The organism is Magnetofaba australis IT-1 (assembly GCF_002109495.1).
GTDB lineage: Bacteria > Pseudomonadota > Magnetococcia > Magnetococcales > Magnetococcaceae > Magnetofaba > Magnetofaba australis.
The window spans coordinates 35315-57964 of sequence record NZ_LVJN01000015.1 but is presented as its reverse complement, the minus strand read 5'-3'; the positions used below and the strand labels follow the sequence as shown (position 1 = coordinate 57964).

The 22650-nt window shown below is 61.2% G+C and carries 23 protein-coding genes and 1 tRNA gene; 4 read left to right on the top strand and 20 right to left on the bottom strand.

The window, feature by feature from the left end; all coding sequences use genetic code 11:
* Entirely contained in the window at positions 1–930 is a 930-nt protein-coding gene (ispH, locus tag MAIT1_RS02570; protein WP_085440455.1) for a 4-hydroxy-3-methylbut-2-enyl diphosphate reductase, read from the bottom strand.
* Positions 931–1199: 269 nt separating this feature from the next.
* Here ispH and MAIT1_RS02565 point away from each other — a divergent pair, with 269 nt between their 5' ends.
* Positions 1200–2831 carry a phosphoethanolamine transferase gene (locus MAIT1_RS02565; protein WP_085440454.1) on the top strand — a complete coding sequence of 544 codons (1632 nt, stop codon included), beginning with the start codon at positions 1200–1202 and terminating at the stop codon, positions 2829–2831.
* Positions 2832–2841: 10 nt separating this feature from the next.
* Here the strand turns inward: MAIT1_RS02565 and MAIT1_RS02560 are convergent, their stop codons facing one another.
* Entirely contained in the window at positions 2842–3285 is a 444-nt protein-coding gene (locus tag MAIT1_RS02560) for a rhodanese-like domain-containing protein (protein ID WP_158089266.1), read from the bottom strand.
* Positions 3286–3841: 556 nt separating this feature from the next.
* Here MAIT1_RS02560 and MAIT1_RS02555 point away from each other — a divergent pair.
* On the top strand, positions 3842–4657 hold the full coding sequence (locus MAIT1_RS02555; protein WP_085440452.1) for a FecR family protein: 816 nt from the start codon (positions 3842–3844) through the stop codon (positions 4655–4657).
* Positions 4658–5315: 658 nt separating this feature from the next.
* On the opposite strand, the gene MAIT1_RS02550 is transcribed toward MAIT1_RS02555, so the two are convergent.
* The 5 genes from MAIT1_RS02550 to gpmI all read right to left on the bottom strand — a co-directional run bounded on the left by MAIT1_RS02550 (position 5316) and on the right by gpmI (position 12432).
* Positions 5316–6713 (bottom strand): diguanylate cyclase domain-containing protein, encoded by a 1398-nt coding sequence (locus MAIT1_RS02550; RefSeq protein WP_085440451.1) that lies wholly within the window; start codon positions 6711–6713, stop codon positions 5316–5318.
* A gap of 5 nt (positions 6714–6718) precedes the next feature.
* The gene (locus MAIT1_RS02545) at positions 6719–8188 is read right to left on the bottom strand and encodes a divergent polysaccharide deacetylase family protein (RefSeq protein WP_085440450.1); all 1470 of its coding nucleotides are present in this window, start codon (positions 8186–8188) and stop codon (positions 6719–6721) included.
* Positions 8185–9600, bottom strand: coding sequence for a S41 family peptidase (locus MAIT1_RS02540; protein ID WP_085440449.1), 1416 nt, complete (start codon positions 9598–9600; stop codon positions 8185–8187). The genes MAIT1_RS02545 and MAIT1_RS02540 overlap by 4 nt, the downstream gene beginning before the upstream one ends.
* 92 nt (positions 9601–9692) lie before the next feature.
* Entirely contained in the window at positions 9693–10892 is a 1200-nt protein-coding gene (locus tag MAIT1_RS02535) for a murein hydrolase activator EnvC family protein (protein ID WP_085440448.1), read from the bottom strand.
* Positions 10882–12432 (bottom strand): 2,3-bisphosphoglycerate-independent phosphoglycerate mutase, encoded by a 1551-nt coding sequence (gene gpmI, locus MAIT1_RS02530; RefSeq protein WP_085440447.1) that lies wholly within the window; start codon positions 12430–12432, stop codon positions 10882–10884. Before gpmI ends, MAIT1_RS02535 begins: the two co-directional genes overlap by 11 nt.
* Positions 12433–12631: 199 nt before the next feature.
* Between gpmI and MAIT1_RS02525 the strand changes: the two genes are divergently transcribed.
* Positions 12632–12721: transfer RNA gene (locus MAIT1_RS02525), tRNA-Ser, on the top strand.
* Positions 12722–12879: 158 nt separating this feature from the next.
* Here MAIT1_RS02525 and MAIT1_RS02520 read toward each other — a convergent pair.
* The 13 genes from MAIT1_RS02520 to MAIT1_RS02460 all read right to left on the bottom strand — a co-directional run bounded on the left by MAIT1_RS02520 (position 12880) and on the right by MAIT1_RS02460 (position 21267).
* Positions 12880–14052, bottom strand: a complete 1173-nt coding sequence (locus MAIT1_RS02520) for a site-specific integrase (RefSeq protein WP_085440446.1) — start codon at positions 14050–14052, stop codon at positions 12880–12882.
* Positions 14025–14222 (bottom strand): helix-turn-helix transcriptional regulator, encoded by a 198-nt coding sequence (locus MAIT1_RS02515; RefSeq protein ID WP_085440445.1) that lies wholly within the window; start codon positions 14220–14222, stop codon positions 14025–14027. Before MAIT1_RS02515 ends, MAIT1_RS02520 begins: the two co-directional genes overlap by 28 nt.
* 163 nt (positions 14223–14385) lie before the next feature.
* Positions 14386–15126, bottom strand: coding sequence for a hypothetical protein (locus tag MAIT1_RS02510; RefSeq protein ID WP_085440444.1), 741 nt, complete (start codon positions 15124–15126; stop codon positions 14386–14388).
* Between the two features lie 28 nt (positions 15127–15154).
* The gene (locus tag MAIT1_RS02505; protein WP_085440443.1) at positions 15155–15988 is read right to left on the bottom strand and encodes a terminase large subunit domain-containing protein; all 834 of its coding nucleotides are present in this window, start codon (positions 15986–15988) and stop codon (positions 15155–15157) included.
* Entirely contained in the window at positions 15985–16476 is a 492-nt protein-coding gene (locus tag MAIT1_RS02500) for a hypothetical protein (RefSeq protein ID WP_085440442.1), read from the bottom strand. Before MAIT1_RS02500 ends, MAIT1_RS02505 begins: the two co-directional genes overlap by 4 nt.
* The gene (locus MAIT1_RS02495; protein WP_085440441.1) at positions 16476–16745 is read right to left on the bottom strand and encodes a hypothetical protein; all 270 of its coding nucleotides are present in this window, start codon (positions 16743–16745) and stop codon (positions 16476–16478) included. The genes MAIT1_RS02500 and MAIT1_RS02495 overlap by 1 nt, the downstream gene beginning before the upstream one ends.
* A complete protein-coding gene (locus MAIT1_RS02490) occupies positions 16742–17350 on the bottom strand; it encodes a hypothetical protein (protein ID WP_085440440.1) in 609 nt (202 codons plus the stop codon). The genes MAIT1_RS02495 and MAIT1_RS02490 overlap by 4 nt, the downstream gene beginning before the upstream one ends.
* Positions 17295–19358 (bottom strand): toprim domain-containing protein, encoded by a 2064-nt coding sequence (locus MAIT1_RS02485; RefSeq protein WP_085440439.1) that lies wholly within the window; start codon positions 19356–19358, stop codon positions 17295–17297. Before MAIT1_RS02485 ends, MAIT1_RS02490 begins: the two co-directional genes overlap by 56 nt.
* 12 nt (positions 19359–19370) lie before the next feature.
* A complete protein-coding gene (locus tag MAIT1_RS02480) occupies positions 19371–19652 on the bottom strand; it encodes a helix-turn-helix domain-containing protein (RefSeq protein ID WP_085440438.1) in 282 nt (93 codons plus the stop codon).
* A 23-nt stretch (positions 19653–19675) separates the two neighbouring features.
* Entirely contained in the window at positions 19676–20044 is a 369-nt protein-coding gene (locus MAIT1_RS02475) for a hypothetical protein (protein ID WP_085440437.1), read from the bottom strand.
* A gap of 154 nt (positions 20045–20198) precedes the next feature.
* Complete coding sequence (locus MAIT1_RS02470; RefSeq protein ID WP_085440436.1) at positions 20199–20426, bottom strand: hypothetical protein; 228 nt, start codon at positions 20424–20426, stop codon at positions 20199–20201.
* Positions 20423–21028 (bottom strand): hypothetical protein, encoded by a 606-nt coding sequence (locus MAIT1_RS02465; RefSeq protein WP_085440435.1) that lies wholly within the window; start codon positions 21026–21028, stop codon positions 20423–20425. Before MAIT1_RS02465 ends, MAIT1_RS02470 begins: the two co-directional genes overlap by 4 nt.
* A gap of 11 nt (positions 21029–21039) precedes the next feature.
* Positions 21040–21267 carry a helix-turn-helix domain-containing protein gene (locus tag MAIT1_RS02460; protein WP_085440434.1) on the bottom strand — a complete coding sequence of 76 codons (228 nt, stop codon included), beginning with the start codon at positions 21265–21267 and terminating at the stop codon, positions 21040–21042.
* Positions 21268–21372: 105 nt separating this feature from the next.
* Between MAIT1_RS02460 and MAIT1_RS02455 the strand changes: the two genes are divergently transcribed.
* Positions 21373–22563, top strand: coding sequence for a helix-turn-helix domain-containing protein (locus MAIT1_RS02455; protein ID WP_085440433.1), 1191 nt, complete (start codon positions 21373–21375; stop codon positions 22561–22563).
* Positions 22564–22650: the final 87 nt, after the last annotated feature.

Sequence of the window (22650 nt, the reverse complement as noted above, 5' to 3'; positions counted from 1 at the left end):
TCAATCCCGCAACGGCTGCGGCAAGGGGAAGGCGATCAGCTCCTGACTCACCGACAACAGTTCCGGCGCTTGCGCGCCCAATTCGTGTTGCAGACGATTCACCAACTCCTCCACCAGAATCTCCGGCGCCGACGCCCCGGCGGTGACGCCCACGCAATCCACGCCGTCAAACCACGACGCCTGGATGTCGGCGGCGGTCTCGATCAAGTACGCGCGCGTCCCCAGTTTCTCGGCCACTTCGCGCAGACGGTTGGAGTTGCTGCTGTTGGGCGCGCCCAGCACCAGCACCAGGCGGCACTGTTCCGCCAGCGCCTTGACCGCGTTTTGACGATTCTGCGTGGCGTAGCAGATATCCTCTTTGGCGGGCTCGCGAATTTGCGGAAAACGCGTCTTCAATTGCGTCACGGTGTCACGGGTTTCATCCACCGACAGCGTGGTCTGGGTAATGTACGCGATGGGCTTGTCCGCCGCGCCGGGCAGGGCGGCGATATCGTTCTGGTCCGACAGCAGCGCCATGCGCCCCGGGGCCAACTGCCCCATGGTGCCCTCCACCTCCGGGTGCCCGGCGTGGCCGATGAGCACCACCTGATAGCCCTCGCCATCCAGCCGCTCGGCTTCGCGATGCACCTTGTCCACCAGCGGGCAGGTGGCGTCGAGTATGCGCAGATCGCGCCGCGCGCCCTCCTGCTGCACCGCCTTGGAGACCCCATGGGCCGAGTAGATCGCCACCGCGCCGTCGGGAATCTCATCCAGCTCCTGTACGAACACCGCCCCTTTGTCGCGCAGATTCTCCACCACCCAACGATTGTGCACAATTTCGTGCCGCACGTAGATGGGCGCGCCGAACTTCTCCAGCGCTTTTTCCACAATCAGAATGGCCCGATCCACCCCCGCGCAGAAACCGCGCGGTTCGGCCAATAGAATGCGCATCGCTCAACTCCTGCTCAAAACCTTGCCGTCTCACGCGCATTTGGGCGCGGTCGCCAAGTGTCTGTGTCCCATTAACTGCTTAAGTCGCCAATATATCCGCCCACTGTGCCCCCGTGCGAAATAAAGATCAACTCGTATCACATCGCCGCCCGCGCCCGAGCCGGGGTTGACCCCGACGGCGCGCCCGCGTAGGTTGGCCTCGCTCTTCGCCCTCAACGCGCGCGGCGCAATCCTGCGCACGCACACGACGCACAGCGGGACACAACACCATGGCGCGACTCCCCTCCCCTGCCGCCGAATCACGCGGCCTAACGCCGCTGACGCTCATTGCGCTGACGGCGGCGTTCCTCACTATCAGCGGCAATGTGACCTTTTTCGATCAGGTCACCGACGTCTACCCCTGGGCCGACAACCGGGCGTTTCTGATCTCACTGGTGGGGATCCTGTGGGCCTTTCTGACCCTGGTGCTGGCGCTCTTCAGCCTGCTGCTGGGGGTGCGCCCCACCGCCACGCTGTTCATTCTGCTGGCCTCGGCCATCGGCCACTATGCGGACAAGTTCGGCGTGGTGATCGACATCTCCATGATCGAGAACATCCTCGCCACCAACCCCCAGGAGGCGGGGGATCTGATCACCCCGCAATACATTCTGCGCATCGCGCTGCTGGGTGTATTGCCGACTTGGCTGGTGTGGCGCGCACGCTGGCGGCCCGCCCCCACCTGGCTGGGACGTAAGCGTCAATTGGCTCTTGCAGCGCTGCTGGGAGTGGTGGTTGCGCTGGGTCTGGCGCTGCCCCACAGCGGCCAGGTGGCAAGCTTCCTGCGCGAGCATAAACCGTTACGCTATTACGCCAACCCTGCCTATGCGTTCTACTCGGCGGGCAAATACGCCGGGCGCTCCTGGAAGAGCCGCGACCCCGGCCCGCTGCGCATCAGCGCCACCCACGCCGCACGCCCGACGGAGGATCCCGGTCGCGATCTGATTATCGTGGTGGTGGGCGAGACCGTGCGCGCCGACCATATCAATCTCAACGGCTATGGACGCAACACCCTGCCGCAACTCTCCCAAGAGGAGCGGCTGGTGAGCTACGCCAACATCCACTCCTGCGGCACCTCCACGGCGGTTTCGGTGCCCTGCATGTTCGCATTTGATGGGCGGGACAATTTTGACGACACGCGCGCCAAACGCACTGAGAACGTGCTGGACGTGCTGGCCAAGGCGGGGGTGAACGTGCTGTGGCGGGATAACAACTCCGACTCCAAAGGGGTGGCGCTGCGGGTGCCGTTTGAGGACTTCCGCACCGGCGAACGCAATCCGCATTGTGACGAAGTGGAGTGCCGTGACACCGGCCTACTCAGCGGTTTGCAGGAGTATATCGACAGTCACAGCGGCGATTTTCTCATCGTGCTGCATCAGATGGGCAATCATGGCCCGGCGTATTACAAGCGCTACACGGCGGAGTTTGAACACTTCAAACCCGCCTGCCCCACCGCCGAGCTCTCCGAGTGCACCGATCCGCAGATCGTCAACGCCTACGACAACGCCATCGTCGCCACGGACAATTTCCTCGCCCGCGCCATCGATCTGCTCAAACATAACGATGGGGAGTTCGAGACCGCGCTGCTCTACATCAGCGACCACGGCGAGTCATTGGGTGAGAAGGGGCTCTACCTGCACGGCATGCCCTATCTGTTCGCGCCCAAGGAGCAGACCCACGTGGCGGCGCTGCTGTGGGCGGGCGAAAGCTCCGACATCGACTTTGAGGCCACGCAAAAACTGCGTGATGTGGACAGCTCTCACGACGCCGTGGCGGGCATGCTGCTGTCGCTGTTCGAGATCAGCAGCGACGCCCCCAAACACAGCGCGCCGTCTTGGATCCAGCTGCAACCGGACCATCATTGAGCAGACGCGCTCACTTGGCCCCGGCTTTGACCCAATCCTCGTAGCCGCCGCGCAGAATCAGCACGTTGCGCTTGCCCAGCATGCGCATGGCGAAGCCCGCCTGGGCCGATAGCGCGCCGGTGCCGCAGTAGAGGATCACCATGCGGTCGTCGGGGATCTCATCCATATCCTCCAGCGCCTCGCGCCACTCCTTATGGATGGCTCCCTCGATATGCGACGCCTGATACTGCGGCGCTTCGCGCATGTCGACAAACAGCGCCCCGCGCAGGTCGCCGCGCGCCTGCTCCACCGTCACCATGCCCGCAGTGTGAGTCGCCTCCATCAGGTAGTCGCTGATCAACTCCCGCGCCGCCTCTTTGGCGGAGGCCGCCTGCGCCGCCGATGCGCCGCCCAACAACAGCGCCACACCACACAACGCCCCACATATCGTCCGATTCCAACACTTACCCGGCATCTCTCTCTCCTGAAATCTCAGCCGCCCAGCGCGACCGATTTGCGCGAAAATATTGCCATGCGCTGAGGCAATGGTCATCCTATAGTCGCTAGCATTCAAAAGTGCACATATGGGCGCTGAAAGATATCGAGGGCTGCGCCCTCGAGCTCCCAAGATCAAAATCTAAACCGTGATTCGGGCCATCCATGGCCCTCACCCTGCGGGCTCGCTGCGCGAGTCCGATTCGGCAATCCTGCCAAATCGTGGGCGCTGCCCACACCCGCTTAAGGGTCACAGACCCTTAAGAATCCCGCCAAATTTCCGTTGGAAATTTGTCCCATAGTCAGTGCAAGACCAACCAGTGTCACGCAAACATTAAGCGCTTTGGATTTGTGTCATTCTGGATTCAAGCGGCTATAATGGGAACCGATGCGTCAGTTTTGCGTCAACAGTTACACACGCGCGAAATTTTTGCACCATCGACGGAAACCGCCATCAATTGCGTTTGAGCGTGACAAGAGTATAGAAAATTCTTCCATTTTGCCCAGTAATTTACGCTATCGCCAGGAGAGACTCCATGCCCCGCGCCATCCCTTGTGACAACCCCGCCCGTCGTGAATGGATGAAACGCCTGACCGCTGGCGTCGCTGCGGGCGGCATCAGTTTTTGGGCCGCCACCCGCATCGCTCTGGCCGATCACCACATTCACCCCGGCATGCAGGGCATCATCGACGCCCATGGCGATGTGCGCGTCAATGGCCAGCCGGCGCAGAAAGGCGCAAGCATCAAACAAGGCGACGTAGTCGCCACCGGCCCGCGTTCGCGCGCCACCTTTGTGGTGGGCGGCGACGTGTTTTTGATGCGCCCCAACAGCGAGGTCACCGTCTCTGTGGGTGAAAAGAGCGCTGGCGGCGCCTCAACGACCAACCGCTGGCTATCGGGCTTCAAGCTGAAAAAGGGCGGCATTCTGAGCGCTTTTTCCAAAGGCCCCAAACGCACCCTCACCTCCACCACCGCCACCCTGGGCGTGCGCGGCACCGCGCTGTATATGCAGACGATGCCCAATGGCGCCACCTACTTCTGTCCCTGCTATGGGACCATCGACGTGGCCGACAGCGCCGGACGCCAGAGCCTGACGGTGAACTCCATCCACCATGACGCGCCCCTGTTCATCTATGGACCCGACGCGCCCATGGCGCTGGAGAAGGCGCCCATGCTCAACCACACCGACGCCGAGTTGATGATGATCGAAGCGCTGGCCAGCCGTCAGCCGCCGTTCGTGCAGCATCCACTCAGCCATGGCATGCTGCCCAACGGCTACTACCCCTATGGCACAGGCCACTACGGCGGTGGTTATTATGAGTACGAAAAGAAGGCGCCCAAGCCCAAATGAGGCGGGTGAGACCCCTCTGCTGACGCTGAGGGTTCAAGGCATATATAGTCGCTAGCATTCAAAACTGAACATATGGGCGCTGGAAGATATAGTCGCTAGCATTCAAAAGTGAACACATGGCGCTGAAAGATATCGAGGGCGTAGCCCTCGAGCTCCCAAGGTCAACAGCCACACCGTGGGGCTTTGCCCCACACCCCACTTAAGGGTTTATAACCCTTAAGAATCCCGACAAATTTCCGTTGGAAATTTGTCCCCTAGTCAGCGCAAGCTGAACCAACGTCACGCAAACATTGAGAGCTTTGGATTTGTGTCACTCTGGATTCAAGCGACTATAGCAGGAATCGGCGCTACGGCGGATGTCGGCCACTTCAAAACAGCAGACAAAAAAAACCGCGCTCACTCAGGTGAGGCGCGGCGTGTGCTGGCGCGTCCGCCAGCGGATGCGTCATCATGCGCACCCGCTGGCGACGGAAGACGCCGTCAATCGCTGAAAAACTTGGTCATGATCCAGCCGAACAGACCCAGGGTCACCAGAAGGATCGGGCCAAAGTAGACCAGCAGGCTGTAGGTCATGTCATCCATACCGCACGCTCCCCTAATCAAAAATGTGTGAACGAAGTCCCATCAATCTTTCCGCAAACTGTGGCAATAAGCAAGATTAATCCGCGCCAGGCGGGTCAAATGCCCCACTGCCCTCCCCCGCCTCGGCGCCAGGCTGCGGATCACGCTTTGGATCGTATAGATGCAGATGGGGCGCCTGCGGTCGCCGTCGCGCCAGTCCCAGGGCAATTTCAGCGCGACGCGTGATCCCCTCGCCATTCCAGTCGGGTAGAAATATGCTGCCGCCCACTGAAGCGCGAATACGCAGATCCTTGCCGCCCAACTGCGTGCGAATGCGCTCGAACAGAGTCAACAACGCCTGCCCGCGCTCTTGCGCTACGGCGGCGGCGGCGCCGGGCATCAAGAGGGCAAAGCGCTCTTCGCTCAAACGCGCCAGGAATCCGTGTTCGCCCACCACGCCGCGAAAATGCTTGGCCAATCCCGCCACCAGCCGGTCCCCGCGCTGCTCGCTCATGCCGCCCAGCACGCCCGCCAAATGGTCCAGATGCAGCAGCAGCAGGGCAAAAGGCTCCTTCAAGTGACGCGCGCGGCTGATCTGCCGCTCCAGATGGCCCAAATAGGCGTAGCGGTTGGGCAAGCCAGTGCCCGGCTCCTGGAGTTGTTCGTCCCGCGCGCTCATCAACGCCGCATCCATCTCGCGCAGGCGATTGCGCGCCTGCTCCAGCCGTTCGCGGTCCCGCTCCAACCGCTCGCCCAATGAGCGGGAGTGGGTCTGAAACGCTTGCGCCTCCTTGAGCAGCGCCTTCTTGAGCGCCTGCAGGTCGTCGCCGGACTCCTCACTGCGCAGCCGCTCCAGCACGCCGTCCACTTCGCCTTCGGAGCGCCCCAACGCGCGCAAGCTCTCGCCCATGCCTTGCGCCAGCTCCAGCAGACTCTGTTTGAACTCGGCGCGCTCCGCGCGCCACGCCGCCTGTCCCAGCTCATCACGCTTGACAATGCGCGCCAGCAGCTCCGCCAGCGCCGTCCAGGTGGCCGTCTGCGCAGTCGGTTGAGCCCCAGACGCCAACTTCTCCACCTCCCCCGCCAGCCACGCATCGCCCTGCCCCATATGGCGCAGCGCCTCCAGCAGCTTGGCGGGAAAATCCCCCGGCGCATCGGAACTGCGTTCGCGCGCGCGCCAGTCCGGCGGATCGGTGATCCACGGCGCAATCTCCCCCAGCCGCTGCGCCACGCCATTGAGATCCAACTCGCGGGTGGATTGAATCTGCTTGATCAGCCGCTCCAGTTGCGACTGCTTTTCGCGATCCTTCTCCAGCGCCGGTTTGACCAGTTGTGACAGACAGCTTTCGAGCAGGGATTTGATCTGCGCCATTTCGGCGTCGCACGGCCCTTTGACCAATAACTCTTTGAGAAGACTGACGGCTTGTTGAATATCGGCAGGGTCGGCCTTCAAGGCCGTGAGAATCCGCTCCAGAGTGGCGACCGCGGGCTCCATGGCGGCTACCGCTTGGCGGCGATCCGACGGCGCTTGTCGGCGAACTTGGCGCGACTGGCGTGGGGGGTGAGCAGTTGCGAGGCGCTGACCAGTTGGATGTTCTTACGCGCCAACATGGGCAGCCAGCTTCTGAGCGCCGCCAGGGTCTCCGGGTAGGGGTGGCCGATGCCCACCGCCTCGCCATGGCTGCGCCCGACCCGCTCCAACTGGCGCAACTGGTTGAGGATGGCGGATTTGCTGCGGGTGTTGTCGATGAACACCGCGCGCTGGGCGCGCGGCACGCCCTGATTGGCGGCGGCGCTGAAGGCGACGGTTTTGCCCGAGGTGCGGCTATCGACGAAGTAGAGTCCGCGCTGCAGGATCACCCCCATCACTGCATTCATGGCGCTGCGATCGGTGGTCAGGCGCGAGCCCATATGGTTGTTGACGCCGATGGCTTCGGGAAACTCATCCAGATTGTGGGCGAGAATGCGGCGGATGCGCTTGTCCGGCATCCCTTTGAGCAGCGCCCCGGGACCGGGGTTGACGCGCGGATAGCCCTGCGGCTCCATGGGCTGGTGCAGCATGATCTCCTTGCCCTCGCGCACGCCGAGATTGACCACTTGGCGCGAATAGTTGCCGCCGGGCAGGATCGCCAGGGTGAGTTGACCGGGTAGTTTGGCGATGGCGCGACCGATGGGACCGTTGTAGCCCAGATCATCAATGATCAGCGCCAGCTTCACCGCGCTGACGTCGACATCGCCTTTGCTGGAAGAGGATGCGGCCACGGCGCGCCGTTTGGGCCGCGCGCTGGGCGGAGGCGGCGGCTCCACCTGGTCCAGCGCCGGATCCAGATGCTCTTCGTACTGAATTCCCGAGGTGGGATCGGCGTTGGCCTGGGCGTCCGCTTTCGGCTTCGTCACCGCCGGGTCGATCGCAGGCTGCGCCGCCTCTGCGCCAGTCACCGGGCGCGGGCGGGTTTGCAAGTCGATATGGAAGGTTTGGTTGAGTTTCTGCGGCGTCGCCTCGCCCTTGAGGCTCTGCTTCATCAGCGGCGAAGTTTCGGCAGTCGCCGCCGCCTCCTCGGCGCTCGCCCCCCCAGCATCAGCGGCGGTGTCAGTCGTGGCCGACGCCTCCGCCTGTCGCGCCTTCGCTTCAGACTGCGTGGCGCGACGCAAAGCGCGGGGATCTTCCGGCGCCGACGTCTGCGACTGGATCACCTGCGCCACCGGCTGGACCACCGGCTGCATCGACACCGGAATCGGCGCCTCCACCGGCGCCATGGACTCCTCTAAAGCGCCATCGCCGGCAAAGCCCAGACGCCACGCATCGCCGCTCTGGGCCTCAGCGCGGGACCAGGGTTCGACAATCCACGTCAAGCCAACGCCCAGCGTGATCAGCGCCGAAAGAAGCGCAATCTGGAAAAAGTCGCCCAGTCGCGCGCGCCGCCGCGCCGACTGGACGCGCGCGGCGCTGTCTGCGCCCGCCTGTTTCAAGAGAGATCAGCCGTCTTCCGCTGGAGGGGCGCCTGCATCTGCGCGCGCTTGTCACGTTGACGCTCGAACACCTGCAGACCCTTGAGCAGATCCAGGGCGCGCCACAGTTGGTAATCCTCTTTGCTGCGGCCGGTGATGCGATCGCGTTTCTCGATCTCTTTCTCAGCCTCCGTGGCGGGGGCGCCGCCCTCTTTATCCTCTTTGGTCATGGCTGCGCCGCCGTCATCATGATTCTCCAGATGACCTTTCAAATCGGCCTCTTTGGGGCGATCAAAGCCCTTCTCCTTGGGCTTGGTCACCTCCAGATCCTCCACCACGATGTCCGGGGTGATCCCTTTGGCCTGGATCGAGCGCCCGCTGGGGGTGAAGTATTGCGCCGTGGTCAGACGCAGACCGGAGCCGTCGGAGAGGGGAATAATGGTCTGCACCGAGCCCTTGCCGAAAGATTGCGTGCCCATGATCACCGCGCGGCCATGATCCTGCAGCGCGCCGGCGACGATCTCCGAAGCCGAGGCCGAACCGCCGTTGATCAGCACCACGATGGGCGCGCCGTTAAGCAGGTCGCCGGGGTGGGAGTCAAACGACATATCCTTGCCGGGGATGCGGCCCTTGGTGTAGACAATGCGGCCCGACTCCAGGAAGGCGTCGGAGACCTGCACCGCCTGATCCAGCAGGCCGCCCGGATCGTTGCGCAGATCCAGCACCAGACCCTTGACGCCGCCGCTCTTCTCCAGCTCGTCGCCGATCTCCTCCAGCGCCTGCTCCAGCAGCGGATGCACCTGTTCGTTGAACTGGGTGATGCGCACGTAGGCCAAGTTGTTCTCTTCGGCGCGCCACTTGACCGAGCGCACCTTGATCACCGCGCGGGTGATGGTGAACTCCAGCGGCTGGGTCTCGCCCTTACGCGCCACGGTCAGGTGGATATCGGTGCCGGGCTTGCCGCGCATCTTCTTGACCGCGTCCATCAGGTTCATGTCCTGGGTGGACTCATCTTCGATCTTGATGATCAGGTCGCCCGCCTTCATGCCGACGCGGAAGGCCGGGGTGTCCTCAATGGGCGAGACCACGCGAATGGCCTGTTCGCCACGGGTGATCTCGATGCCCAAACCGCCGAATTCGCCGCGCGTATCCACCTTCATCTCCTTGAAGCTCTCAGGATTGAGAAACGAGGAGTGGGGGTCGAGGGTGCGCAGCATGCCGTCCACCGCGCCGTAGAGCACCTTCTGCTCATCCACGTCTTCCACGTACTGGGTCTTGATCAGATCCAGCACTTCGGTGAAGACCTTGAGCTTTTCATAGGTCACGCGCCCCAGGGCGAAGCCGTTTTCCGCGGTCTGCAGCCCCAAATAGGCCAGAAAGAACGCCGCCAGGCTCCACGCAGCCAACCCTTTGAGATGTTTGATGCCGTTCATGAATTCTCGCCAACCCCATGTCCGGCCCGCCGCCGGTGGTTGCAGTCAATGAAATGAAGTTTCGCGCGCACTGCGCGTTGTGGCCCCCGCCTTCAGGCGCCGTTCTCTTTACTCAGCCACCGGCGCGGATTCTCTGTGCGGCCGTTGCGGCGAATCTCAAAATAGAGGCCGGAACGGCCATCCAACGAACCACTCTCACCGCTCTTGGCGATGACTTCGCCCGCCTCCACCCAGTCGCCCTGAGCCGCCAGCAGACGTTGATTATGACCATACAGGGTATACACCCGATCCCCATGGCCCAGAATCAACAGCTGACCGTAGCCGCGAAACCAGTCCGCATACACCACCTGCCCGCGATGCACCGCTTTCACCGGACGCCCCGTGGGCAGCGGGAAGAACACCCCGGGCAGACGCGTCTCAAAGCTCCCCTGCACGGGGCGCGGCAGCTTGCCGCGGCGCTTGGCGATTTTGCCAAACGACTCATGGGGCGACATCAGCGCCTCGCCGCGCCGTTTCTCCAACTCATCGCCCAAGCGGCTGAGAAACTGCGTCAACTGATCGCGCGCCTGCTGCAGTTCCGCCAGCTGGCGCTCATGCAACTTCCGTTCCCGGCTCACCTGCGCCAACAGCGTCTGACGCTCGCGCTGCTGCGCCTGCAAGGCCTGTTCGGCCTCGCGCTGCTGCGCCGCCAACTGCTCCAGTCCCGCCAGCGCCTCCTGCCGGGCGCGAGCGGCGAACTCCAGCTCTTGCAGAGCCTGACCGTAGGCGGCGAAACGCTCGGCGCGGGCGCGCAACAGATAGCGAAAATAGCCGCTGGCGCGCAGCAGGCTCATATCCGCTCCGGGGGACAGCGCCATGCGCAACCCCCCACGCTCGCCCAGACCATACAACAGACGCAGGTGACCCGCCAGCAGTTGCTGTTGCCGCGCCATGGCGCCGCGCCTCTCCGCCATGGCCGCCTCCAGCCCCGGCAGTTTGGCCCGGGTCTGCTGCAGCCGTTTGGCGATCTCCTCGCCGCGCTTGCGCGCGGCGCTGAGTTTCTGGTCAATCTGCTGCGCCTGCGCCAACAGCGACCGCTCCTGCCCTTGCGCCTGCTCCAGGCTCTTCTGTTCGCGCCGCAGCGCGTTGACGATCTCCGCCAAACGCGCGCGCTCCTGCGCCAATTGCGCCGTTTTCTCCTCCTGGGCGAGAGTGGCCCTCCCCGGCGCCAACGCGACCAGGAGCCCCAGCAGCGCGAGCAGCAGCCAGCGCTGCGCGCGCCAACATGATCCGCTGGGGATCTTACGCGGCATGAGCGCGCAGAGTCACCAGGGCGCGTCCATCCATCTCCGCCGGTTGCGGCAGATCCATCAGCGCCAGCAGGGTGGGCGCGATATCGCACAACGCCCCATGCTCCAACGCCGCCTCGCGCTCGCCCAGATAGATCAGCGGCGCGGCGTTGTTGGTGTGGGCGGTGTGGGGGGCGTCGCCATCCACCATCTGGTCGGCGTTGCCGTGGTCGGCGGTGATCAGCATCTCGCCGCCCGCCTGACGCACCGCCTCCCACAGACGGCCCAAACAGGCGTCCACGGTTTCGATAGCGGTCACCGCCGCCTCATACACGCCGGTATGGCCCACCATGTCGGGGTTGGCGTAGTTGACCACGATCAGGTCATAGGCGCCGCTCTGCACCCGCTCGATCACCTGATCGGTCAGCTCCACGGCGGACATCTCCGGCTTGAGATCATAGGTGGCGACGTCCGGCGACGGGATCAACAGGCGATCCTCATTCTCAAACGGGCTCTCTTCGCCGCCGTTAAAGAAGTAGGTCACATGGGCGTACTTCTCGGTTTCCGCCGCGCGCAACTGTTTGAGTCCCAGACGGCTGATCTCCTCGCCCAGAATGTGGGTGAGCTTCTGCGGCGGGAACGCCACCAGCACGTTGGTCAGATCCTCGGAGTACTGGGTCAGACAGACGTAAGCGGCCAGCTGCAGACGCGCGCCGCGCTCGAAGCCGTCAAAATCATCTTTGGTGAAGGCGGCGCTGATCTCGCGTACGCGGTCGGCGCGGAAGTTCATGCACAGCACCGCGTCGCCATCCTGAATCATGGACAGCGGCGCGCCCAGTTCGGTGATCACCGTGGGCTCGACAAATTCGTCATTCTGATCCCGCTCGTAGGCCGACAGCACCGCCGCCCGCGCCGACAGCGCCACATGGCCGTCGCCGTCGGTCATCACCCGGTAGCCGCGCGCCACGCGGTCCCAGCGATTGTCGCGGTCCATGGTGAAGTAGCGTCCGGTGACGCTGGCGATGCGACCCACGCCGATGCGCTTGAGGCCCGCTTCGAAGTCGTCAATGAATCCCAGCGCCGAGCGCGGCGGGGTGTCGCGGCCATCCAGGATCGCATGCACGAAAATGGCGTCGTGGCCACGCTGTTTGGCCGCCTCCACAGCCGCCAGCAGATGATCCTGATGGGAGTGTACGCCGCCGGGCGAGAGCAGCCCCATGATGTGCACCGCGCCGCCCTGCTCCTTGGCGGCGTCACACGCCTTCACCACAGCTTCATTATGATGGAAACTACCGTCGGCCACGGCTTTGCCGATGCGGGTATACTCTTGATAGACGATGCGTCCGGCGCCGAGGTTCATATGGCCCACCTCGGAGTTGCCCATCTGGCCGTCGGGCAGACCGACATGGCCCGCCGCCGTCTCCACGGTGGCGAAGGGGCGCTCGGCGCGCCAGCGGTCGAAATTGGGTTTGTTGGCGTAGTGGATGGCGTTGCTTTCGGTCGATGCGCGCACGCCCCAGCCATCGAGGATCACCAGGGTCATGGGCTTGGGTCGATTCGACATGATGCTGCCTCCCGGCGCGGCCCGCAGACGGCCCGCCGCGTTTGGTCGTGTGGACTCGACGCCAACACATACTGGCGCCAATGGAGCATCATATCATGCGTTGTCCAACAGGCCAACCGACCCTTCGCCGCGTAATCGCCTTGCCCTGGCCAGCGCAATGGTGTAATTTGTTGGGCCTTGTCAAGCCAGACCGCGCCACGGAGGAGTGCCGGAGCGGTTGAACGGGACGGTCTCGAAAACCGTTGTGGGCTCACGCCCACCCAGGGTTCGAATCCCTGCTCCTCCGCCATTTACATTCCTTGCAAATCAAATACTTATACAACTACAGCCCTCGCTTTGTGACCACCATGTGACCAATGCGGATACGCTCAGGCCCGGCTATGCATGAGCCATATTGCGCCACTGCGCCATGCCTACACATGCCCGTTTCCATGACGGATTGGCGCTCTATGCGCTCTCCCCCTTTATAGAAGATTGGGACTTATAGCCCCGCAACCAAGCTTCGGCCTTGGCCCCGGCGTCGGGGTTCATGTCGGCAATCCAACGCCCGTAGATCTTGCGAATCATTCCCCAATCCGCGTGCCCCATCTGCTGAGCCACCCACATGGGGTTCTCCCCCGTGGATAACATCATAGATGCATAAGTGTGGCGGGTTTGATAGAGGTTGCGATAGCGCACGCCAGAGCGCTTTAAGGCGGGCTCCCAAACCTGTTGCCGAATGTGTGTGTCATCCCGCCAAGGCTTGCTTGAACGCGGATTGAGGAAGATCGCCCCGCCAGCCAGAAATGAATGCGCCTTTTGCGCTTTCAAGGCTTCCTTGGCGGGAGCCAATAATTTCACGTCGCGCATTCCGGCGCGCGTCTTCGGGGTCTTAACGTCGCCCCGCACATTGGCGCGGCGGATTCTCACCACGCCGCGCTTCCAATCCACGTCGCCCCACTCCACCGCCAACAACTCCGAAGTGCGCAAGCCCGTCCAGAAAGCGAACTGGATGAGATTGCGCGCCTGGGCCGTGCCCGCCAAGGCCGCCAGGATGCTCTCTTGCTCATCTGGCGCAAACGGGTCTGGATCTTCCCGCGTAATGGGCAAGTTGCGGATGCGGTCCATGGGATCACGGTCAATCAGGCCATCCACATAGGCATCTTTGAGCATCCCCCGAAGCGGCACGAGAACGTTGTTGATGCGCTTGTTGCTGATGGTTAAACCGCCCAACCACTGCCGAATATGCGCCGTTGTCAGGTCGCGAAGCCGTAGCGCTCCAAACTCGGGAATCAGATAGTTCTGAATGGCGCTGCGGTAATCCTTCCAGGTGGACACCGCACAGCCGCGCCGCTTATCAGCCAAGAAGTCTTCCAGGGCCTCCCCCACCCGTTGATTGCTTGGCTTCGGCCCTTTGCTGAACAGAGCGACGCGGGAGCTATTGGGGAAGTACTTGGCGTAATCGAACGTGCCTGTTGCAATCTCCTCTTCGATCTTGGCCTTGATGTTGGCGGCCCGATGCAAGTTGGTTTTGGTGGGGGAGAGGCGCAACGTCTCCCGACAACGCACGCCTCGACAATAGAAATCAATCTGGATGCCTTTCCCCCTGACTCTTACGCCGCCGGATTTTCTTCGATCCATTTTTCAATCGCCTCCAGATCCATCAGAATGCGCCCGTCTGGGGCTTTCCGGTAATGTTGATCCCGCATCCAATCCCCGCGCTTCATCTTCGATTCAGCGGCCTGTTTTGAATAGCCGGTCAACTCGCTGAACTTCCTCAAAGTCACATATTTCATGGGTCGCATGTTCATGAATGGTCTCCCGTGGCTTCGAACGCTCTCATATTTTGATGCATGTCACATCACTCCCGATTATTTCTTCTTCGCCACCATTGCCTATAGCGCCTCAATGGCCGCTGTCTCGTACTCATGCGATGGAACCGCAACACGGTCGCCTATTCCACTGCACATCCGGTTAGAAACCCCGCCATGCGGCGCGCCCACCCATTTTCCCAGGCATGCGCACACGGCGCGGAACGGGATCGTCGTCAGAGTCTCTTGAGAGGCGTACAGGGATGTAGGCGTATTGCTGGGGTGGGTGTCGCTCCCCCCACCAAACGGCCAATCCCACCGCAAACACCAAGTCATCATGATCCCCTTCGCGCCATGCCTCGAAACTCTCATGCCCTGTGGCAATATTGATCTTGGCGCGAAAATTCTCCAGTTCATGGCGTAAGGCGGCGGCATGCTCCAGGGAGGCGGCAAATTGCAGCCGCTGTGTTTGCAGAGTGGCTTGGAGCGTCCCCACAAGATCCCGTTTGGGGATCTTCAAACGCTTCAGACTCAATCGCTCAGGATGCTCTTCCGTAACGGCATCCCCTCCATGCACGGTGATAGCGGCAATCGTCGTGCGTAGCCGGGCTTCAACAAACATATCCACCACAGGGCGGCCACAGCCGGAACCATCAATCACCAAAGCGTTAACGCAGCCTTGGAGCTGAGGCGATTCAAGCAACTGAGAAATGCCTTTGACGACATCCGGGTAGCTCGTGCCGCGCGGGTATCGGTTTAAGTGTCTTGCCAGATAGCGCCATCCATAGGTATCTCCTTCAAGGCGGCGTTGCTCCAATATCGCCAAAGCGGTGTAGTCGTTGGCTTGCCCAAGATCCAAACCAGCGATAAATAAGGGCTTTGCCTGTTGATTCTGCTCTCTCATGACACTCTTCCTATGAAGTCCTAAACAGTCATGTTCTGAATGCCGGGTTTACGGCAAACATATCGCCTGCTCCTCCTTCAAAGCCTTCAAGCCCAGAAGGGAACAGGGGGTCAACGTCATTGCAAAACGCCGCCTGGATGGCGTTGTGTGAGAAGACGGCATTTAAATTGTCACTGAACTCCGCCATGTACTCTTGCTGAAACCACGCCTCTCCCATGGTCTGGCGTTGTTGCTCCAGAAACGCGGGGGAGATGCGCGGGCATTCACTGGCCCGCACTTGAATCCGCGCCCAATCCGCGCCTCCATCCGCCCATTCCCGGTAGAAGAAGCCGCGTTTGCCTTGTGGGGTGCTAAGCAACACCAGCCTCCCACCAGACGCAGCCAACATGGGCAACACGGCCATGTAGAGCGCATCAGAGGCGAACGCCGCTTCATCCAGAACCAACAAATCAACGCCGGAATAGCCCCGGATGGTATCGGGGGAGCCGGGAAGCGAAACCACGCGGGAGCCGCTGGCCGTGGCCAGAGAGAGGCGGTTGTCTTCAGGCAGTTGCGGGCGCTCCTGTTCCGGCAACGCCTTGAGGAAGCCGGAAATCTTGCGGAACAACTCGCCGCTCTGGCGCTGGCTGGGGGAGAGCAACAGCGTGTTGGAGCCGGGTCGAAAGATAGCCGTATGCAGCGCCAGGGCGGCGGCGGCGGTGCTTTTGCCCACCTGACGCGAACAAAGCAGAATCACCCGCTGAGAGGCCGATAGCAGGAACCGGCGTTGCCACGTATCCGGCTCCCATTGCAGGCGTTCAACCGCCCACGCCACCGGGTCCAAGGCGTAGCGCAGATCTCTGGCCATAGCGGGCAGAGTCATGATGCGCCCCCCGTCTTAGCTGAAAGCGCCTTGGCCACGGCTTGGCGGGCGTCTGGGTAGGGGGCCAGGGCGCTCAGCACAACAGCGCGGATCTCCACCCATTCGGCGTTGATGGAGACGTTCACTACTGGCCCGCCGCTCTCCAACTCCCCTTGCAGCTTGCCCAGCAACTCCACGATGCGCACCAACTCCCGAATGCCCGCCAGAGCGGCGCGCAAATCCCCCTCTTTCTCTGCCTTCATAGCGATGTTGTGGGCGCGAGTTTGCAGCGCCTTGAGTTGATCAATCAGGCTATCGCCGCGCGCGGTCTGTTGCGCCTCTTCCGACTTCACCATGACTTCGGGCAAGTGGCTGTCTCGATGCCGCCGCAAAGCGTCGCGGGAAAGCTTGTAGCGTTTGGCAAGGCCCGCCATGGACTCCCCCGCCACCAAGGCTTCATCAATGGCGTTCAGCTTCCTATGAGCGCATACGGTGCATTGGCGGGCCATCACGCGCCGCCTTTCTTGATGGGCCCGCTACTCTTGACCGGATGGTATTCACTACCCACGCCATGCCAGGAGCCCAAGTAGTTGCGCAGATCCTCAACGAACTGATTCCAGGAATCGGCGGGGATCTCAGGCGGGCGCTGTTGGGTCTCAAACGCGGCCATGGTCTCCGCCAACTGCGTGGGGAAACCATAGACCGCTTGCAGTTCCGGGGCGCGTTGGCGAATGGCGTTGCGCCACGCTTGCCGGTCGATGACGGGGCGGGCGCTCATGAGAATGGCCCTTCGGGTCCGTTGTCGGTGGGCCAGTCAACGCCCGCCTCTTCCAGCGCCTTGAGGGAGATGGCCAAGCAACTGGAGAACTTGCGCCCGCCCAGCCGCTTTTGCACGCCGGTTTCCAGCAAGAAGCCATCAATCTTCAGATGACTGGTTAAGCGATTGGGGGAGGTGACCGGGAAAGTGAAGCCGCGCCGATTGAGGAAGTCCAGAATCACCTTGGCGGGCACAATCAGTTGATCGCCCTCAATAGCGAAGGGCGGGCGCTCATCGGGGCGGGAGATGGCCACTTCCCGCGCCATGCGGTCCAGAATGGCGGCGGACTCGCGGCGAATGGTGTTGGTGCCCGCCAAATGGCTCTTCAACAACCCTTCCAGGCTGAGCCAAACGGCGCGCTCTTGGCTGGGCTCCATTCCAGCGAAGTGCATCACCTCTTCCAGCGCCAGACGCAGGGCGGCGTAGTTGTTGACGAAGCGATCCAGCTTGGCGGCGTCGCTACCATCTGGGAGCTTTTTCAACAGGCGCTTCTTATGCCCCTCCAGGCGCTCACGGGCGCTCTCCCGGCTCCATTTGGACGCCAGATACTCCCCCCATTCGCGCACCGGAAACGGGCGCTTGGGGTCGAATAGCTCCCCCCTTGGCGCCGTCGATGTCGAATTGAATCACCTTGGACGCCAACGCGGCGTCATCGGTGGGGTTGTCCTGCCCAATCATGCAGGCGGAACCGGCCAACAGGAACGCCGTGGACGCCGAGCCATGGTTGCGCCGCTCCTGGCGATAGGCGACGTTGAGCAGGTCCAGGAAGTTGGACAGCGGTTGCGGCTTGGCGCGGGAAATCTCATCAAAGTAGATGGGCAAGGCGTGGTTGCTCAGAGACTTCATGGCGCGATAGCCGGTGCTCAGTTCGCTGGGCTCTACGGAGATGGCCCCCGTCAGGCTGCGCATAATCTCCACAATGGTGGTTTTGCCGCTGCCCGCATGGGCGGATATGGCCAGATGCGGCCAGAAGCCAATGAACGCCTTGAGAAACGCCCCCAAGTGCCACGCCAGCAGGAACAAACCCAGATCGCCTTTGAGCAGGCTGCGCATCTGCCTGACGGTCATGGCGGCGTCTGCTATGGGGCCAGATGGCGCGCGCCAGCGGTGATAGAGACAGCGTTCAGCGTCCAGGAAGGCGGATTCGCCGTCATTGACGCGGATGCGCTCCCCCACCCGAACCAAGCCGATGACATCCACTGATTCCTGTTGGTTGTTGCGGTCGCGGGAGAGGGTTTGCATGGCCAAAGCCAGTTGCTTGGAGTTATGCACATGCCCAAGTGTGCGCCATTTGCGTGGATCGCCCATATCCTTGGCGTCTATGACCGCCTGTTGCATGTAGTCCGATTCCGCGCGCCGATAGGTGACCACAGAGCGGGTTGCGGCGTGGCCATAGGCGACACTGGCCAAGGCGGTTTCTGGGTCATGGATGGTGATGGGGTCGATGCGGTAGACGCGGAAGCCCGCCATAGGCTCTTCAATCGTGTGGTCATCGCCATCAATGCGGACGCTCTTTTGAAAGTGCATGCTGTCCAGGTCGCACAGATAGCCCTTGCTGCGCCCAAATTCGCCCGCTGGCACAAAGGGCGCGCCAGCGGGGAAAAGCGCCCTGTCGGCGCTCCTGGCGGCCTCCTTGATGGCTTCCAAGGACTCCCCTGCTTGCAGCGCGTCGTTGGGATCTTTGCGGGCCACCGCCCACGCGCTGGCCCAACCGGCCATCTGCACCGTAATCCCTTGGGATAGCGCGCGGTGATAGAGCCCGTTGGCGGCTTTGCGGCCTGCGTCGTCGTCATCGGCCAGAATCATCAGGCGTTGCGTATCATTGAGCCAGGAAAGGGGGAGGCTCCCTATCATGGAAGCCGATAAAAAGGCGATGGCCGGGCAACCGGCGGCGGTCAGCGTCAGGGCATCAATGGGACTCTCAACCAACGTCAACACCGGCTTGCGCAGCGTGGCGGCGTCTGGCCGGTAGAAACCGCCTGATGCGCCGCCCAGCATGCGCATTTTGATTGGGTGATCGTCGGCCAGATAACGCTGATTCACCCCCACCGCCTGGCCGTGGGCGTCATGCACCGGGAAGACGATGGCCGGGCCATACTCAGCAGGGTTCTTGCCTTCGCCGGATGGGCTCCAATCGGAGTAGCCAAACGCCTTGCCTGCCCATCGCTCTACCCACTCCTTGGGCAGTTTACGGCGCTCAATCAGGTAGGTTTTGGCCTCTGAGAGCTTGGGGGAGCTTTTGGCCTGCCGCCAGACGTATTGCTCTGTGGATTCGGGTTGCGTCTGGGCGGGCGTTTGCGGCAGATCCCGCGCAAAGCCATAGAGGTCATGCAAGAGGCTCATGGCTTCGGGCATGGCCACGCTACGGGCGTGCATCACCAGATCAATGCACGATCCGCCCTTGTCGCCGTCCGCATGATCCTTCCACTTGCGCCCTTCGCCAAAGATGGAGAGAGACGCCTTCTTGTCATCGCGCCAGGGAGCCCGGTAGTTGCCGGATTTGCCCTTCTGGATGCCCAGCTTGTGGCAGAGGTCGTGTAGATCCACCCGTTCCCGTAATTGCGCCGCGTCCATGCTTGGCCCCGCTCAAGCAGAGAGTTTGGCGGCGGGGTTCGGGCCGCGTTCGGCGGCGCGATAGGCGGCGTTGATAAACGCCTTGAGGTCTTGCGCCAGCACCCAGCGGGCGCGCGGCCCCATCTCCATTACCGCTAACTTGCCATCATGTACCCAAGCGCGCGCTGTTTGTGGCGACACGCCCAGCGCTTTGGCGGCTTCTGGGATGGAGTAGCGGTCTTTGAGCGTGAGCCCGGCTTGATCCAAAGCGGCTTGGAAATGATCAAGGGGTGGTTCGGTATTTTGCGCGTTCATTGGCTTAGACCTGATGTCAGAGGCTATGGGGTGGGAGAGCGCAGCGGCGCAACGTTGTCCGGCGGCGTTGGATCGGCGGTTTGCTGAAGGTGTTGGCGCATCAACATGCGGTTGATTTCATCAGATTGGGCAAGGCGTTGGTTCGCTTCGCTGGCGCGGCTTTGCGCGGTGTAGGCGTCCTCAGCGGCGCGGCACAGAATCAGCCGCATTCCCTCCAGGGCGTCCGGGCTCAGGAACAGCCCTTCACCCCGCACGGCGGCATAGCCCAACGCCTGTTCCAGAAAGCTGGCGACATTGCCCGCCGCATAGCCGGGCGTTTGCGCATCGCCGACGATGGGAGGGCCTTGTAACTCCTCCCTCAATTCCCATTTGTGAAACCGGTCATCGCTCATTTTCCACGCTCCCTTTTCGCCGTCTTTGATCGCGGCTGTTGGTGGATGATTGGCACGATAGAATCCCTGAAACTGCGCGAAAAAACGCGCTTGCCAGGGGATTGCGCCCCGCCGCCTTATCGTTGGCTCCCGGCGGCGGCGTGGGCGCGTTGCTTTATGGATGGATGGCGCTCCCATGATTCAGGGGGAGCTTGTCCACCATCTCCGCCGCCTGAAGCAGACACTCTTTGGCGGCGTTTTTCGCCTCCAGGCTGGCGTAGCTCAGATTCTCCAAATCGGGGGAGAGCCCTTGCAGCAGATCAAACGCTTTCAACGCCCGTTGGCAGTGGTCCAGTTTGGCGCGAACGCTCTTGGTGGTGGCCGGTGTGGTGGGCGCGCTCATTGGAGCGTTTCCTTGTCGTCGTCGTCATAGGGCGGGTCAGTCCGTTGATAGGTGACTTGGCCATCAATGGAGACGGTGAAGAGAGTGTTAATCATCTCCAGTTGGGGAGACGCCAATCCCAGACCTTCATGAAGATCCTGAATAATGAGCGCCATTTCGCTGCGCACGAAGGCGTTGCGGGTCTTGCGGTAGCGGTCAATGGCCCGGAAGAGTTGATTGCGCATCTGAATCCGCTGCGCCGTGGTCATCTCCTGAATGCGGCCACTCTGTTGGCTGAAGTGCCAAACGAATTTGGCGACGGCCTCTTGCATCGCCTTGGCCTTGGGCTGGTCCGACGCCATCACCGTCAACAGGAAGCCGATGGGGTGATAGACGCTGGTGTCGTATTGCTTGCCGTCAGTAGCCATCAGACTGATGGCTACTGAATGGTTCTCAATATGGGGATTGCGTTTGATGATGGTATCTACCGAGGTTTGAGGGTTGGCATACTCCAACCACTCGCCCATGGCGCGGCGGGTGACGTGGGGAACGCCATTCAGGTCGATGGCTTCGCAGAGGGTGAGGTTTTCCCAGGAAAAGGGCGTGACTGAGTTGTGGTACATGCTTGCCTCCTTTAGGCGTTGCCGGATGAATCAGCGGTTAAGCCCGCCGCTTCAATGAGTTGCTGGCGCACTTGGCGGCCTTTCGGGCCGTCCCATGCGCCAAGCAAGCTGTTCTTGCCAGCGGCTGGCGAGATGCCATTTTCACGGCACCAAGCTGTGAAAGTGGTACCTTTGGCGACAAAAGCCCCTTTAATCTGTCTATGCAGAACCTGCCCAGGGGGGAATCCGTTGATATCCATGGCAATCTCCACCAAAATACGTGACTAGATAACAGCAGTGCATAATGTGCTGCGATTGCTTAACAGATGTCAGCGATTGATTACATTGTCAACAGGAAAAACGCGATGAGCGCAAATGACCGCATCAAGGCGGCTGTACAGGCCACTGGGAAAAGCATCAAGCAATTCAGTAGAGATTCAGGAATTTCATACCAAGCGCTCAGAGACTACATAGCAGGCCCTAAAAAGCCGGGTTTTGATATCACTGCGGCATTCGTCAAGGCCTCTGGTGTTTCAGCTAATTGGCTATTGACTGGTGAAGGAGGGATGAAGGGGGAGCCCGTTGCGCCTGAGATCAATCATGCGCTTCTGGGGGAGATCATCCACGAACTTGATAAAGAGCTTGGCTTTGATAGCTGGCACTGTGATGAAGATATGTGGCCAGAAGAATCATTTCAGTCAATGCCGGTGCTTTATGCTTCCTCAACCGCGTTTCTTGCCGCGAAGATATACGAGAAGGCTTGTCTTGTTGAGGGTTACAGAGAGAAAGAAGATTTGATCAGAGAGTATGTTGAGCGGATTTATCGGTTTGTTTTTGGGAAGGACAATATTCCACGCGCGCCTGATGGCAGGATCGACTATAAATTCGCGCAACCTTATTTTGCCGATATGCGTGAAGAAGAACAAAAAGGGCTCTCTGGTCGCCAGCTAAAAGTGTTCTCGTTGATTGAATCAGTCTGTGTTGCGTCATGGGAGGAGTTTAAGGCCGATTTTGCCAAGGACATTTTGGATACAAGAGGGCCGAAAAAAGAAATTGATTTTCATTGGTTGAGCAGGTTCAGCTTTGAAAAAAGGAGACATGAAGAGATCGTAAAGTTCCGTCTCAACATGATTCTTGATGGGCATGTGTCAATTGACTGTCATGAAAAAAGCTTTATTCAATGTGTTGATATTGAGAAGGCGATTGATATCTTAGAAGCTAAATCGGTTGAGCTACGAAGAGAAGGTCTTGAGGGGGGAATCTCCAGATGGGTTGTTGAGGAGCACAGATCACATTGGGCTAAGGAAGTCATTCTCAAGCTCCAGATTGCAACATGGCGCAGGCAGGACTTCTTGGATTTCACTACGCGATTCAGAGACGCTCACGCCATTATTGATCGCTACGTGTCAACAAGCTTCGCTGACGCCCCCGCGTTTGATGACCTGATGTCCATCTGCGAATCGGATCAAAAGGATATCCAAGAGCCCTTCGCCGAGGCCCTGGAAGCCCTGTTTGAGCAACTCCACGAAATCGCCAAGGCGCGCATGGCGGGCTGAGTGCGCAACCGGGCGGGAGGCGCATCACACAACAAACGCAATAAGGGTTTCCCTGTCTCTGCTGAAACGCCTGATACTCTTTGGTAA